Below are 15098 nucleotides of genomic sequence, written 5' to 3' on the forward strand. Positions count from 1 at the left end.
GACCGTGATCGCCGGTGCTCGGAGATCGCCCTGTGCGACGGTAGTGGTCACCACCGACAGTCCTCAGGTGTGCGCCCCGCCCTCGCGCTCCCGCTGACCCGACGTACTGTGGCGATCGTGGACCGCCGGATCCTGGGTCTGGAGACCGAGTACGGGGTCACCTGCGCCGCGGACGGCCAGCGCCGCCTGTCCGCTGACGAGGTCGCCCGCTACCTCTTCCGCAAGGTCGTCTCGTGGGGGCGGTCGTCCAACGTCTTCCTCCGCAACGGCGCCCGCCTCTACCTCGACGTGGGCTCCCACCCCGAGTACGCCACCCCCGAGTGCGACGACGTGCGCCAGCTCGTCATCCACGACCGCGCGGGCGAGCGGATCCTCGAGGGCCTCACGGTCGACGCCGAGCGCCGCCTCGCCGAGGAGGGCATCGGCGGGGAGGTGTTCCTCTTCAAGAACAACACCGACTCCGCCGGCAACTCCTACGGCTGCCACGAGAACTACCTCGTGCCCCGGGCCGGGGAGTTCTCCCGCCTGGCCGACGTCCTCATCCCCTTCCTCGTCACCCGCCAGGTGCTCGTGGGCGCGGGGAAGGTCCTCCAAACGCCCCGCGGCGCGGTCTACTGCCTGTCCCAGCGGGCCGACCACATCTGGGAGGGCGTCTCCAGCGCCACCACGCGCAGCCGGCCCATCATCAACACCCGCGACGAGCCCCACGCCGACGCCGACAGGTTCCGCCGCCTCCACGTCATCGTCGGCGACTCGAACATGTCCGAGACCACGACGATGCTCAAGACCGGCGCCGTCGACATCGTCCTGCGGATGCTCGAGAGCGGCGTCGCCGTGCGCGACCTGTCCCTGGAGAACCCCATCCGGGCCATCCGCGAGGTGAGCCACGACACCACCGGTCGCCGGATGCTCAAGCTCGCCAACGGCGGCGAGGCCAGCGCTCTGGAGGTGCAGGAGGAGTACCTCGAGCGCGCCAAGACCTTCATCGACGAGGAGGGCGTGCGCAACAGCACCGACAAGCGCGTCCTCGACCTGTGGGAGCGCGGCCTGCGCGCCGTGCGCGAGGGCGACCTGTCCCTCGTCGACCGCGAGCTCGACTGGGTCATCAAGCTCAAGCTCGTCGAGCGCTACCGCGCCCGCCACGGCCTGGCCCTGTCCGACGCCCGCGTGGCCCGCCTCGACCTCGCCTACCACGACGTCTCCCGCACCCGGGGCCTGTACAACCTCCTCGCCGCCCGCGGCATGGTCGAGCGCGTCAGCAGCGACATCGAGGTCTTCGAGGCCACCAGCGTGCCCCCCCAGACCACCCGCGCCCGCCTGCGCGGCGACTTCGTGAGGACCGCGCAGGAGAAGCGCCGCGACTTCACCGTCGACTGGGTGCACCTCAAGCTCAACGACCAGTCGCAGCGCACCGTGCTGTGCAAGGACCCCTTCCGCTCGGTGGACGAGCGGGTGGAGCGCCTCATCGCGAGCATGTGAGAGCGCTGTGCCCCCGGGAGCACGCAGTCCCGTCGCGTAGCGTGCTGGGGTGATCGCCGTTCGTCGTCGTCCTGCTCTCGTCATCCCCCTGGTGGCCGGTGCGCTCGCGCTCGCGGGCTGCTCCGGCGGTTCTGGCGGCGGGGCAGCCGACCCCTCCAGCGCCCCGTCCAGCGCCGCCAGCAGCGCCGCGGCCACCGCCGACCTGTCCCAGGTGACGGTGACCGCGCCTGCCGCGGGCGCCACCGGCAAGGACGCCGTGCCCATCGTCGCGGTGCCCGCCGGCTTCAGCACCACCACGACCGCCTCCAAGGTGCTCACCGAGGGTGACGGCAAGGCCGCAGAGGTCGGGGACGTGCTCGGCGTGGAGTTCGTCGGGGTCAACGGCAAGGACGGCAAGACGTTCGGGTCGAGCGCCTGGAGCGGCACGCCGGCGCAGTTCGTGCTCGGTCCGGGCGTCATCCCCGGCTTCACCACGGCGCTCAAGGGCGTCAAGGCCGGCAGCCAGGTGCTCGCCGCGGTGGCCCCCGCCGACGGGTACGGACCCCAGGGCGGGCTCGAGCAGGCCGGGATCGGCGCCACCGACACCCTCGTCTACCTCATCGACGTGAAGTCGGTCTCACCCGGCTGGGCCACCGGCACCCCGGAGCAGGCACCCCTGCCGGCCGGCGTGGAGTCGGTCAGCGTGGACCAGGCGACCCACGCACCCACCATCAAGATCACGAGCGGTGCGACGCCTCCGTCGTCGCTCGTCAGCCAGGTGCTCATCAAGGGCACCGGTCCGGCGGTCCAGAAGGGCCAGCACCTGACGATGCAGTACACCGGCGTCACCTGGTCCACGGGGCAGGTGTTCGACTCGTCCTGGACCCGCGGCACCCCGTTCGACTTCACCCTCGGCTCCGGCCAGGTCATCAAGGGCTGGGACCAGGGCCTGGAGGGCGTGCCCGTGGGCAGCCAGGTGCTGCTCGTCATCCCGCCCGCGCTGGGCTACGGCGACCAGGCGCAGGGCGACAAGATCCCGGCAGGCTCGACCCTCGTGTTCGTCGTCGACGTGCTCGCAGCGCAGTAGTCCGAGCCCCCCGGCAGAGTGGACCCATGAGCAACGCACCCCGTCCCGAGGTCGACCCGCCCGAGGGTCCGGCCCCCACCGAGCTCGTCATCACCGACATCACCGTCGGCGACGGCCCCGAGGCCACCCCCGGCTCCACCGTCACCACCCACTACGTGGGCGTCACCCACTCCACCGGCGAGCAGTTCGACGCCTCGTGGGACCGCGGCGAGCCGCTGAGCTTCCGCGTGGGCGTCGGCCAGGTCATCAAGGGGTGGGACCAGGGCCTGCTGGGCATGCGCGTCGGCGGCCGCCGCCGGCTCGAGATCCCCTCGGACCAGGCCTACGGCAAGCGCGGCGCCGGCGGCGTCATCGGCCCGGACGAGGCCCTCGTCTTCGTGGTCGACCTCGTCGGCGTCCGCTGACCCGCCCCACCCCCGTCTGACCCACCCCGTCTGACGCAGCGCTCCCCTCACAGCCCCACCCCGGGGCGGTGAGGGGAGCGTTCACACGACGTCACACAGCGGCACGGGAGCGCAACACGCGGTCCGTACGTTCCGTGGCATGTCGCAGGACACCCGCGCCACGCGCGCTTCAGCGCCCGACCGCCTCGAGGTGGTCACCGACCCGAACCGTCCTGCCGACGTCGACGTCGATGCCGGCGGCGGCGCGGTGGGGACGACGACCGCCCCCCGCCGCGGGCGCTGGGTGGACGTCTGGAACCCCGAGGACCACGCCCAGTGGGAGGGCGGCGGCCGCGCCGTCGCCCGCCGCAACCTGTGGTGGTCCATCGCCGCCGAGTTCCTCGGCTTCACCGTCTGGCAGCTGTGGTCGATCGCCACCCCGGTGCTCATCGCCGCCGGCTACCCGATCACCACCAACCAGGCCCTCTGGCTCGTCTCCATCCCCGTGCTCGTGGGCGCCACGCTGCGCTTCCCCTACTCCTTCGCCGTGGCGAAGTTCGGCGGGCGCAACTGGACGATCGTCTCGGCGCTCCTGCTGGTCATCCCCTGCCTGGGGCTGGTCTACGTCGCCAACACCCCCGGCATCTCCTTCGGGCTCATGCTCCTCATCGCCGCCACGGCCGGCTTCGGCGGCGGCAACTTCGCCTCCTCGATGAGCAACATCTCCTTCTTCTTCCCCGAGAAGGAGAAGGGTGCGGCGCTCGGCCTCAACGCGGCCGGCGGCAACATCGGCGTGGCCGTGATCCAGTTCGTCACGCCGTTCCTCGTGGTGGCCGGCGTCGCCGCCAGCACCGCACGCCCGGCGTACATCCTCATCCCGCTGGTGCTGCTCGCCGCCGTGGCCGCCTGGAAGTACATGGACAACCTCTCCCAGGCGAAGTCCGACAGCGAGGCGTGGAAGCTCGCCGCACGCACCAAGCACACGTGGATCGTCTCCCTGCTCTACATCGGCACCTTCGGCTCCTTCATCGGCTACGCCGCGGCGTTCCCGCTGCTGCTCAAGACGCAGTTCCCCGACGTCGACCTCGGCATCGCCTTCCTCGGCGCGCTCATCGGGTCCCTCGCCCGGCCGTGGGGCGGCAAGCTCGCCGACCGCGTGGGCGGAGCCCGGATCAGCATCGCCGCCTTCGCCGTCCTCGCCCTGGGCGCCGTCGGCGCCGTGGTGGCGCTGCAGGCCAAGAGCCTGCCGCTGTTCTTCGGGGCGTTCATGGTGCTCTTCGTGGCCAGCGGCATCGGCAACGGCTCCACCTACCGCATGATCCCGGCGATCTTCCGCGGCACGACGCCGGTGGACGACGTCGAGGGGCTCGTCCGCGCCAAGCGCATCGCCTCGGCCTGCATCGGCATCTCGGCCGGCATCGGCGCCTACGGCGGCTTCCTGGTCAACCGCGGCTTCGCCACCTCCACCGCCCAGTTCGGCTCGCTGCAGCCGGCGCTGTGGAGCTTCGTGGCCTTCTACGTCCTCTGCATCGGCGTCACCTGGGCCGTCTACGCCCGCAAGGGCGCCCTCGGCCTGAGCGAGCGGATCTGAGCTTGGCCCCCACCACGGCGCTCCTGCCGACGCCCGTCGTCCGGACCGGGGACACCCCGGCCCGGGCGGCGGGCGCCGCCCAGCGCTCGACCACGAGGACGCACTGCCCGTACTGCTCCCTGCAGTGCGGCATCCTCCTCACCGCCGGCGGCCGGCCCGCCACCCTCGAGCCCGACCCCGACTTCCCCACCAACCGCGGCGGACTGTGCTCGAAGGGCTGGACGGCGCACGAGCTGCTCGACCACCCCGAGCGCCTGCTCACCCCGCTCGTGCGCGCCGTCCCCGGCGACCGCACCTCCCCGCTGGTGCCCGCCAGCTGGGAGGAGGCGCTCGACCGGGTCACCGCTGCCATCACCGGGACGCAGGCGCGCCACGGCCGTGACGCCGTCGGCGTCTTCGGCGGCGGGGGGCTGACCAACGAGAAGGCCTACGCCCTGGGCAAGTTCGCCCGGGTCGCGCTGCGGACCAGCGCCATCGACTACAACGGCCGGTTCTGCATGAGCAGCGCCGCCGCCGCGATGAACCGCGTCTTCGGCGTCGACAGGGGGCTCCCGTTCCCGCTGGCGGACCTGGCCGCCGCCGACGCCATCATGATCACCGGCGGCAACCCCGCCGCCACCATGCCCCCGGCGATGCAGCACTTCGACGCGGCCCGCGCCCGCGGCGCCTCGCTCGTCGTCGTCGACCCCCGCCGCACGCCCACCGCGGCGGCGGCCGCCGCGCAGGGCGTGCACCTGGCGCCGGTGCCCGGCACCGACCTGCCGCTGCTGCTCGGGATGCTCCACGTGGCGGTGCGCGACGGCTTCGTGGACCGGGAGTACGTGGACACCCGCACCACCGGCTTCGACGCCGCAGCGGCCGCCGCCGCCCAGTGGTGGCCCGACCGCGTGGAGCGCACCACCGGCGTGCCCGAGGGCGACCTGCGCCGCGCCGTCCGGCTCATGGCGGCCGCCTCCCCGACTCGTGGGGGGGCTGGCGCCATCATGCTCTCCGGCCGCGGGGCCGAGCAGCACGCCAACGGCACCGACACCGTGCTCGCCCAGGCCAACCTCGCCCTCGCCCTCGGGCTGCCCGGCAGCCCCGGCTCCGGGTTCGGCACCGTCACTGGCCAGGGCAACGGCCAGGGAGGGCGCGAGCACGGCCTCAAGGCCGACCAGCTCCCCGGCTACCGCTCCATCTCCGACCCCGCCGCCCGCGCCCACGTCGCCGGCGTCTGGGGCGTGGACCCGGACGCGCTGCCCGGCCCGGGCCGCTCCGCCTACGAGATGATCGACGCCCTCGGCAGCGCCGGCGGCGTGCGCGCCCTGCTCCTGCTGGCCTCCAACCCCGTGGTCTCCGCCCCGGACGCCGAGCGCGTGCGTCGCCGGCTCGCGGCGCTGGACCACCTCGTCGTCGTCGACTTCTTCCTGTCCGAGACCGCGGCCCTGGCCGACGTCGTCCTGCCGACGGCCCAGTGGGCCGAGGAGGCCGGCACCATGACCAACGTCGAGGGCCGCGTCATCCTGCGCCGCCGCGCGCTGGCGCCCCCGGACGGCGTCCGCGACGACCTCGAGCTGCTCAACGCCCTCGCCCACCGCCTCGACCTGCCCGCCGGGCTCGACGCCGACGCCGCGTTCCCCACCGAGCCGGAGGCCGTCTTCACCGAGCTGCGCCGCGCCAGCGCGGGCGGCCGCGCCGACTACTCGGGCATCACCTACGAGCGCCTGGAGGCCGAGCAGGGCGTGTTCTGGCCCTGCCCGTCGCTCGAGGGGCAGGACGACGACGGCGAGCAGCACCCCGGCACGCCGCGGCTGTTCGCCGACGCCTTCCCCACGCACGACGGGCGCGCCCAGTGCGCGGTGGTCCGGTACACCCCGCGCGCCGAGCGCACCTCGGCCGGGGAGTTCCCGTACGTGCTCACCACCGGCCGGACCATGGCCCAGTACCAGTCCGGCGCGCAGACCCGGCGCGTGCGCCAGCTGGTGATGACCGACCCCGACGCCCGCGCCGAGCTCCACCCCGACCTCGCCCGCCGCCACGGCGTGGCCGACGGCGACCTCGTGCGCCTCACCACCCGCCGCGGCACCGCCCTGTTCCGGGCCCGCGTCACCAAGGACGTGGTCACCGGGACGGTGTTCGTGCCGTTCCACTGGGGCGGGATGAGCGTGGCCAACGCCCTCACCGACACCCGCCTGGACCCGGTCAGCCGCATGCCGGAGTTCAAGGCGTGCGCCGTGCGCCTGGAGCGCCACGACCCCCACGACCCCCACGGCGCAGACGGCGCCGACATCGACTCCGTCGACCTGACCCGCGAGCCCGACCGCCACCCGACGACTGGAGAAGCCCGATGAGCTCGACCTTCCGCTTCCTGCAGGGGGTCTTCCCCGTCACCGGGGCCGGCCTCGACAAGCACGCGCTGCTCGACGAGTCCCTCACCTACGAGGTGCCCGAGGGCCGGCGCGCGCAGGTCCTGTACTTCCGCGGCGGCAACGCCAGCGACGAGCTGGTCATCGTCGTCCTGGTCCGCGACGGGGTGCCGATGCGCTGGTTCCCGATCGGCGCCAAGGGGGACGTGCACGTGCCGCTGCGGGTGGTGGAGGACGTCGAGGCCGGTGAGGTGCTCGAGCTGCACCTGGCCGCGCCGTCGGGGCTCGTGGCGAGCGTCGTCGTCGACCTGGGTCTCGTCGAGGTCTGAGGAGAGTCCTGATGCACATGAAGAAGCAGCCCGGCGCGAAGCGCCACCTGGTGCTGGTCGGCAACGGCATGGCCGGCGCGAGGCTCCTGGAGGAGCTGCTTGAGCGCGGCGCCTCCGACCAGTTCGAGATCACCGTCTTCGGCGACGAGCCGTACGGCAACTACAACCGGATCATGCTGTCGCACGTCCTGGCCGGCGAGGACGGCGAGGAGTCGATCTACCTCAACGAGATCGGCTGGTACGCCGAGAACGGCATCGAGCTGCGCTCCGGGGTGCGCGTCGTCGACATCGACCTGCCCGCGAAGGAGGTCGTCGGCGCCGACGGCGGCCGCACGGCCTACGACGTCGTCGTCATCGCCACCGGCTCCTCCCCGCACTTCCCGCCGATGGACGGGCTGCGCCGCGAGGACGGCTCCCTGCTGCCGGGCGTCTCGGGCTTCCGGTCGCTCGACGAGACGCGGGCGATGCTCGAGGAGGCCCGTCGCTACGGCACAGCCAGCACGCCCGCGAAGGCAGTGGTCATCGGCGGCGGGCTGCTGGGCCTGGAGGCGGCCAAGGGCCTGCAGAACCACGGCCTGGACGTCAGCGTCATCCACTCCCCGGCGCACCTCATGAACCAGCAGCTCGACGCCGAGGCCGGCGCGGTGCTGCGCCGCTCCATCGAGGAGGCGGGCATCTCCGTGGTCACCGGGGCCCGCACCACGGGGCTGACGGCGTGCACCGAGAAGGGCCGCGTCTCCGGCGTCACCCTCAAGGACGGGCGCACCTTCCCCGCCGACATGGTGGTCGTCACCGCCGGCATCCGCCCCAACACCGACGTCGGCGTGCGCGCCGGGCTCGTGGTGGAGCGCGGCATCGTCGTCGACGACCAGATGCGCTGCGTCGACCAGCCGCTGGGGGACGGCGACGGCGGGCTCGGCGGTCACGTGTTCGCGCTCGGGGAGTGCGCCCAGCACCGCGGTGAGACGTACGGCCTGGTGGCCCCCCTGTGGGAGCAGGCCACCGTGCTGGCCGACGTGCTGACCGGCGCCGACCCGGACGCCGCCTACCACGGCTCGAAGACGTCGACCAAGCTCAAGGTGGCCGGTGTCGACGTCGCCTCCATCGGCCAGTCCGGCCCGGTGCACCCCGAGGACGAGCACGTCGTCTTCTCCGACGCCCGCCGCGGGCTCTACCAGTCCGTGGTGGTGCGCGACGGCCGCCTGGTCGGCGCGACCCTGCTGGGCGACACCCGCAAGACCGCCGCTCTGCAGCAGGCCTTCGACCGCGGGCTGCCGCTGCCCGAGCAGCGCGTGGAGCTGCTCTTCGACCTGGGCGCGGGCGGGGAGACCTCCGTGGAGGACCTCGCTGACGACGCCCAGGTCTGCAACTGCAACGGCGTCACCAAGGGCGACATCTGCGGTGCCGTGGCCGGAGGGTGTTCGTCCGTGAAGGGCGTCATGGACGCCACCCGCGCCGGCAAGGGCTGCGGCTCGTGCAAGGAGGTCGTCGGCAAGCTCGTCGAGCACGCCGTCGCCGCCGGCGGCGGGGCGCTCACCGAGGACCCGTCGGTCCACTGGTACGTGCCCGGCGTGCCGCTGCGCAAGGACGAGCTGGTCGCCGCCATCCGCGAGCAGCACCTCACGTCGGTCTCGGCCGTCTTCGCGGCCCTCGCGCCCGGCGGCGCCGAGGACGCGAAGTCGAAGATGGGCCTCACCTCGCTGCTGCGGACCCTGTGGCCGACGGAGTTCGTCGACGAGCGCGACGCCCGGTTCATCAACGACCGCGTCCACGCCAACATCCAGCGCGACGGCACCTTCAGCGTGGTCCCGCAGATGAAGGGCGGGGTCACCACCCCCGACCAGCTGCGGCGCATCGCCGACGTCGCCGACAAGTACGGCGTCGGGATGCTCAAGGTCACCGGCGGCCAGCGCATCGACATGCTCGGCGTGAAGAAGGAGGACCTGCCCGGGGTGTGGGCCGACCTCGACATGCCGTCGGGGTACGCCTACGGCAAGTCGATGCGCACGGTGAAGACGTGCGTCGGCACCGACTACTGCCGCTTCGGGCTGGGCGACTCCACCGCGCTGGGCATCGCGCTGGAGGAGCGCTTCCAGGGCATCGAGACCCCCGCCAAGCTCAAGCTCGGCGTGGTGGGCTGCCCCCGCAACTGCGCCGAGGCCTACGTCAAGGACGTCGGCGTCGTCGCCATCGGCAACGGCAAGTGGGAGGTCTACGTGGGCGGGGCCGCAGGCGCCTCCGTGCGCAAGGCCGACCTGCTCGCCACCGTCGACTCGCCCGAGGCGGTCATCCAGCTCACGGGGCGGTTCATCCAGTTCTACCGGACCTGGGGCAACTGGCTGGAGCGCACCTACGACTTCGTGCCGCGCCTGTCGATCGAGCGGGTCCGGCTGGTGCTGGTCGAGGACTCCGACGGGATGTGCGCGCAGCTCGACGAGGAGATCGACGCCGCCTGCGCCGCCTACCGCGACCCGTGGAAGGAGCGCGAGGCCCCCGACGCCCCGGGCCGCTTCTCCGCTCCGGCGCTGCCGCTGCTGCCGCTGCCGGTGGTCCCGCGCCGCCCCATGGGCGCCCCCGGCGGCACCCCCCGCGACCAGCTCCCCGTCGAGATCGTCATGCCGAACGAGGAGGCCCTCATGGCTGGAGCACAGCAGTGACGCTCACCGACACGACCAGCAGGACGACGACGACGGCCGGCGTGCGGGTCGCCGCGCTCGCGGAGATCCCTCCGGGGGAGGGGCGCGCCTACGTCGTGCAGGGCGCTCAGGTGGCGGTGTTCCACCACCGCGACGGCCGCGTCTCCGCCGTCGACGCCGTCTGCCCCCACTCCGGCGGGCCGCTGGCCGACGGGCAGATCGACTCCTGCGTGGTGATCTGCCCGCTGCACCTCAACACGTGGGACCTGCGCACCGGGGCCTCCACCTCCGGCCAGGCCCCGGTGCGCGTGCACGGCGTGGCCGTCGTCGACGCCCCCGACGGTCCCCAGGTCCACGTCACCCCCGCCCGCTGACCCGCCCGCCCGTCCCTTCTCGCACTTTTCGTGGCAAGTGCCCCAACGACGCCTTCCTTCCCGCACTTGCCGCGGAGAGTGCGGGAGGGACGGGTGCCGGAAGCGCACTCGCCGTGGAAAGCGCGAAGGGGGCGGGGAAGGACCGCAGGGGCTCACAAGATCCACACCGGGGTGAGAGGCCAGTCGCAACAGACCGCAACCTGACGCAACACCGACGTCACACACCCCGGGCACCCTCGTCCGCATGAGCCCGAACTACCCGCTGCACCTCGACCTGGAGGGGCGCCGCGCCGTCGTCGTCGGCGGCGGCCCCGTCGCCGCCCGCCGCGCCCGCGGCCTCCTCGAGGCCGGAGCGGACGTCCTGCTCGTGGCCCCCCAGGCCTGCGAGGAGGTCACCGAGCTCGACGAGTCCGGCCGGATCACCTGGCGGCGCGGCCGGTTCGCCGCCTCCGACCTCGACGGCGCCTGGCTCGTCCACACCGCCACCGGCGTGCCCCGCACCGACGACGCCGTCGCGGCCGAGGCCACCTCGCGCAGGATCTGGTGCGTGCGCGCCGACCGCGGCGAGGGGCACACCCGCTCCCGCGCCTGGACACCCGCCGTCGTCCGCCACGACGACGTGCTCGTCTCCGTCACCGCCGGCGGCGACCCCCGCCGCGCCACCGCCGTCCGCGACGGCGTGCGCCTGGGCCTCACCTCCGGCGCGCTCCCGCTGCGCCGCCACCGCCGCCCCACCGGCCCCGACGGCACCGCACCGGCCATCGGCCGCGTCACCCTCGTCGGCGGCGGCCCCGGCGACGCCTCCCTCATCACCCTCGCCGGACGGCGGGCGCTCGCGGAGGCCGACGTCGTCGTCGTCGACAGGCTCGCCCCGCGCGACCTCCTGGCGGAGCTGGACGCCGACGTGGAGGTCGTCGACGTCGGCAAGGCCCCCGACCACCACCCGGTGCCGCAGCGCGAGATCGAGCGGGTGCTCGTCGACCGCGCCCTCCGGGGCCTGCGGGTGGTGCGCCTCAAGGGCGGCGACGGCTACGTCTTCGGCCGCGGCGGGGAGGAGCTCGCCGCCTGCCGCGCCGCGGGCGTCCCGTGCGACGTGGTCCCGGGCATCACCAGCGCCCTCGCCGTGCCCGCCGCCGCGGGCATCCCCGTCACCCACCGCGGCGTCTCCCGCTCGGTGACCGTCATGACCGGCCACGACTCCCTCGGCGGCGACGAGCTGCTCGACCTCGCCGCCCAGACCCGCCGCGGCGGCACCCTCGTGGTGCTCATGGGCGTCTCGCGGCTCGCTGAGCTGGCCGAGGGGCTCGTCACGCACGGAGCCGACCCGCAGCTGCCCGTGGCGGTGGTCGAGAGCGGCTGCACCCCGCAGCAGCGGACGACGACGGCGACGCTCGCCGACGCCGCGGCCGTGGCCGAGCGCCGGGGCGTGAAGGCCCCCGCGGTGCTCGTCATCGGCGCCGTGGCCGCGATGGCCCACGGCAGCGACTCCCGGTCCACGCGCGCCGCGCGCTCCGCGGCCACCGCTCCCTCCCCGTGAGCAGCGCGACGACGACCGGGCGGATGATCGAGTCGATGACACCCGCCACCGGCTCAGGCCCCGGCTCCTGCTCCGAGCTCGACCCCGCCCAGCTGCTCGGCGCCACCATCGGCGTGACGAGCCACCGCCGCTCCGACGAGCTCATCGCCACCTTCACCCGGCGCGGCGCCGACGTCGTGCACGCCCCGACGATGCGCATCGTCCCCATCACCGAGGACGCGGCCCTGGTGGCCGACACCCGCGCCGCCATCGCCGACCCTCCCGACGTGCTCGTGGTGACCACCGCCATCGGGCTGCGCGGCTGGATCTCCGCCGCGGAGGCCCACGGCCTCGACGAGGCGCTCGTCGAGGCGCTGTCCGGCGCGCAGGTGCTGGCCCGCGGCCCGAAGGCCCGCGGCGCGGTGCGGGCCGCGGGCCTGTCGGAGGCCTGGACGGCCGCCAGCGAGCAGACCGCCGAGGCCGTCGAGCACCTGCTCGCCCAGGGCGTGCGGGGCCGCTCGGTGCTCGTGCAGCTGCACGGGGCGGCCGGCCTGGAGGACCTGGAGCCGTTGCGGGCCGCCGGCGCCGACCTGCGCACGGTGGCCGTCTACCGCTGGGAGCCCCCGGAGGACCCGGGCGCCGTCGACCGGCTGGTCGACGCCCTCGCCGCTCGCAGCCTCGACGCGGTGACCTTCACCTCCGCGCCCGGGGCGGTGGCGCTGCTGGAGGCCGCCGAGCGCCGCGGCAGGCTTCCGGAGGTGCTCGCCGCGATGGACGGCAGCCCTCGGGGTGGCAGCGCACCGGTGGTGTGCTGCGCCGTCGGCGACGTCACCGCCGCGCCCCTGCGCGAGCGCGGCGTGGAACCCCTCGTGCCCGACCGCTGGCGCCTGGGCGCCCTCATGCGGTGCCTGTCGGCGCACCTCGCCGACCACCCCCGCGCCCGCGTGGCCACCCCGGCCGGTGAGCTGGTCGTCCGCGCCCGCGCCGCCGTGCTCGACGGCCGGGTGCTCGACCTCGCGCCCGGCCCGCTGGCGCTCCTGGCCCGGCTGGCGGCTGAGCCCGGCCGCGTCGTCGGACGCGCCGAGCTGCTGTCCGAGCTGCCCACCGCCACCGACGGGCACGCGGTGGAGGTGGTGGTGGCGCGGCTGCGCGCGGCGCTGCCCCGCGGCGCGGGCGCCGAGCCGCTGGTGCGCACGGTGGTCAAGCGCGGCTACGCCCTGGAGGTGGCGTGAGCCTGCAGCCACCGGGTCAGCCAGCGGGCCCGCCCGTGCTGGTGGCCGTCTCCCACGGCACCCGGTCCGCCACCGGTCGGCGCACCATCGCCCAGCTGCGCCTGGCCGTGGCCGCCGCGCGCCCCGGGGTGGAGGTGCTGGCCGCCCACGTGGACGTGCAGAAGCCCGCCCTGGACGACGTCGTGGCGCGCCTGGCGGCCGCAGGACGGGCGTGCGTCGTCGTCCCGCTGCTGCTGTCCACCGGCTACCACGTGCGCTCCGACGTCGCGTCTGCCGTCCGCGCAGCCCGCGCTGCAGGAGGCAGCGCGGTGGCCGCGGCGGCGCTCGGACCCGACGACGCGCTCGTGGACCTGCTCTGCGACCGCCTCGCCGCCGCTGGCGCCCACGACGACGACGCCGTGGTGCTCGCCGCCGCCGGGTCGCTCGCGCCGCGCGCCGTCGCCGACGTCGAGCACGTGCTCGCCGCGCTGTCCGCCCGCAGGGCGGGACCCGTCACCGCCGGGTACGCCAGCGCGCAAGAGCCGACCGTGCCGCAGGCGTGCGCGGCGCTGCGCCAGCTCGACGGCGGCCCCCCGGGACGGCGGGTGGCGGTGGTGCCCTACCTGCTGGCCCCCGGGGTGTTCTCCCAGCGCCTGGACGCGCTCCTGGGCGACGGGACCGCTGACGTCGTGGCGAAGACGCTGTGCGCCGACGGCGAGGTCGACCAGCGCCTGGCCGACCTCGCGCTGCGCCGCTACGACGAGGCCCTCGCCGCGGCCGGCGCCCTCGAGGAGGGGGACCTCAGCCCGCTGGCTGGCGTCCGATGAAGTCGGCCATGCCGGGCACGGTGAACGCCACCACCCCGTGCTCGGGGGCGTAGACCAGACCCTTGGCGATGAGGCTGGCGCGGGCAGGTCCCAGGCTGGCCACCTTGCGGCCCAGCCGCGCGGCGACCTCGCCCGAGGGGGAGCCGGCGTCGCCGTCGGCGGCCATGGCCCGCAGGTATGCCTGCTCGGCGGAGGTGGCGCGGTCCCAGCGAGACCTGAAGAACCCGTCGTCGAGGGCCGCGCGGCCGCGCGCGGCGCCCACCCGGGCGTCGGCGTGGGCGATGGTGCCTCCCTCGGCCTCGTTCCAGCACTCCTGGCCGAACTGCTGCAGGAAGTAGGGGTAGCCGCCGGTGGCGGCCACCACCAGCTCCACGGCGCCGTCGGTCCAGTGGACGCCCTCCGCCACCGCCGGCGCCACCAGCGCCTGCACGGCGGCGTCCGGCGGGAGCTGCTCGATGCGCTCGTAGACGAAGAGCCGCTCCGCGTACGACTTCGCCTCGGCGAGCACCCGCGGCAGGCTCGGCAGGCCCGCCAGCGCGACGAGCACCGGCCAGTCCTGCTGGCCGGCGGCGTGGGCGACGGCGCACAGCGCGGCCAGCTCGTCGGCGGTGGCGTCCTGCGCCTCGTCGACCAGCAGCGCCAGTCCCACCCCCTCCTCCGCGGCGCCGGCGGACACGTCGCGGACGAGCTTGGCGAGGTCGGCCTCGAGCACCCCGGTGTCGGCGCCCCCGCCCTTCGCGTCGCCCAGGTCCACCCCGAAGTTCCACGTCCCGGCGGTGTCGTAGGAGGCCTTGAAGCTCAGCGCGGTGCGCAGCGCCGCGAGGAGCCGGCGGCCGGCGCTGGGGCGGGCCAGGTCCACCAGGGGTGCGTGCAGCGCCTCGCCGATCGCGCCGCGCAGGCTCGCGCGAGACCCGGCGCCGCTCGCACCGCCGCCGGAGCTGCCCCGCCCGGCCTCCACCTGCGCCACCACCCATCCCCGCGCCGCTGCGGCGGAGCGGAAGCTGGACAGCAGCACCGTCTTGCCCACCCCGCGGAGCCCGTAGAGCACCACCGGCTGCGCCGTGCGGCCGCGCTCCACCCGGTCCAGACCGACGCGCCAGGCCTCGCGCTGGCGGTCGCGGCCCACCAGGGCCGCCGGTGTGCGTCCGGCACCCGGTGCGTACGGGTTGGCCACGGGGTCCACACGACCACCCTACGGCCGTGTGTAGCGATCTGTAGGGGGGTGTAGCGAACCGCTACACCCCCCTACAGATCGCTACACGTGCATCCACGCCGGAGCGGAGGCGTCGTCCTCGTCAGAGCCACCTTGAGCTGGGGCCCGCGCCGCCGGCGCCGGCACGC

Annotated in this window: 12 protein-coding genes; 11 read left to right on the forward strand and 1 reads right to left on the reverse strand. The window is 74.7% G+C overall.

Annotation, left to right across the window (positions count from 1 at the left end):
- The first annotated feature begins 117 nt into the window (after positions 1-117).
- The 11 genes from pafA (at position 118) to FMM08_RS07735 (ending at position 13757) form a co-directional block, all read left to right on the forward strand.
- A complete protein-coding gene (gene pafA / locus FMM08_RS07685) occupies positions 118-1479 on the forward strand; it encodes a Pup--protein ligase (protein WP_147925777.1) in 1362 nt (453 codons plus the stop codon).
- A gap of 49 nt (positions 1480-1528) precedes the next feature.
- Entirely contained in the window at positions 1529-2545 is a 1017-nt protein-coding gene (locus FMM08_RS07690; RefSeq protein ID WP_147925778.1) for an FKBP-type peptidyl-prolyl cis-trans isomerase, read from the forward strand.
- A 26-nt stretch (positions 2546-2571) separates the two neighbouring features.
- Positions 2572-2949, forward strand: coding sequence for an FKBP-type peptidyl-prolyl cis-trans isomerase (locus FMM08_RS07695; protein WP_147925779.1), 378 nt, complete (start codon positions 2572-2574; stop codon positions 2947-2949).
- Positions 2950-3088: 139 nt separating this feature from the next.
- Positions 3089-4519, forward strand: coding sequence for an MFS transporter (locus FMM08_RS07700; protein WP_147925780.1), 1431 nt, complete (start codon positions 3089-3091; stop codon positions 4517-4519).
- 2 nt (positions 4520-4521) lie between these two features.
- A complete protein-coding gene (locus tag FMM08_RS07705) occupies positions 4522-6849 on the forward strand; it encodes a molybdopterin oxidoreductase family protein (protein WP_222710532.1) in 2328 nt (775 codons plus the stop codon).
- Positions 6846-7193 carry a molybdopterin oxidoreductase gene (locus tag FMM08_RS07710; protein WP_147925781.1) on the forward strand — a complete coding sequence of 116 codons (348 nt, stop codon included), beginning with the start codon at positions 6846-6848 and terminating at the stop codon, positions 7191-7193. The genes FMM08_RS07705 and FMM08_RS07710 overlap by 4 nt, the downstream gene beginning before the upstream one ends.
- 17 nt (positions 7194-7210) lie before the next feature.
- A complete protein-coding gene (nirB, locus tag FMM08_RS07715) occupies positions 7211-9850 on the forward strand; it encodes a nitrite reductase large subunit NirB (RefSeq protein WP_147925997.1) in 2640 nt (879 codons plus the stop codon).
- Positions 9847-10203, forward strand: a complete 357-nt coding sequence (locus FMM08_RS07720; protein WP_187279620.1) for a Rieske (2Fe-2S) protein — start codon at positions 9847-9849, stop codon at positions 10201-10203. Before nirB ends, FMM08_RS07720 begins: the two co-directional genes overlap by 4 nt.
- A gap of 244 nt (positions 10204-10447) precedes the next feature.
- Entirely contained in the window at positions 10448-11740 is a 1293-nt protein-coding gene (gene cobA, locus FMM08_RS07725; protein WP_147925782.1) for a uroporphyrinogen-III C-methyltransferase, read from the forward strand.
- A 35-nt stretch (positions 11741-11775) separates the two neighbouring features.
- The gene (locus FMM08_RS07730) at positions 11776-12951 is read left to right on the forward strand and encodes a uroporphyrinogen-III synthase (RefSeq protein WP_147925783.1); all 1176 of its coding nucleotides are present in this window, start codon (positions 11776-11778) and stop codon (positions 12949-12951) included.
- Positions 12948-13757: a sirohydrochlorin chelatase gene (locus FMM08_RS07735; protein ID WP_222710534.1), complete on the forward strand. Its 810-nt coding sequence runs from the start codon at positions 12948-12950 to the stop codon at positions 13755-13757. The genes FMM08_RS07730 and FMM08_RS07735 overlap by 4 nt, the downstream gene beginning before the upstream one ends.
- Here FMM08_RS07735 and FMM08_RS07740 read toward each other — a convergent pair.
- Positions 13732-14940: an ATP-binding protein gene (locus FMM08_RS07740; RefSeq protein ID WP_147925784.1), complete on the reverse strand. Its 1209-nt coding sequence runs from the start codon at positions 14938-14940 to the stop codon at positions 13732-13734. The genes FMM08_RS07735 and FMM08_RS07740 overlap by 26 nt on opposite strands.
- Positions 14941-15098 lie beyond the last annotated feature (158 nt).

It is taken from the genome of Quadrisphaera setariae (assembly GCF_008041935.1).
Taxonomy (GTDB): Bacteria; Actinomycetota; Actinomycetes; order Actinomycetales; family Quadrisphaeraceae; genus Quadrisphaera; species Quadrisphaera setariae.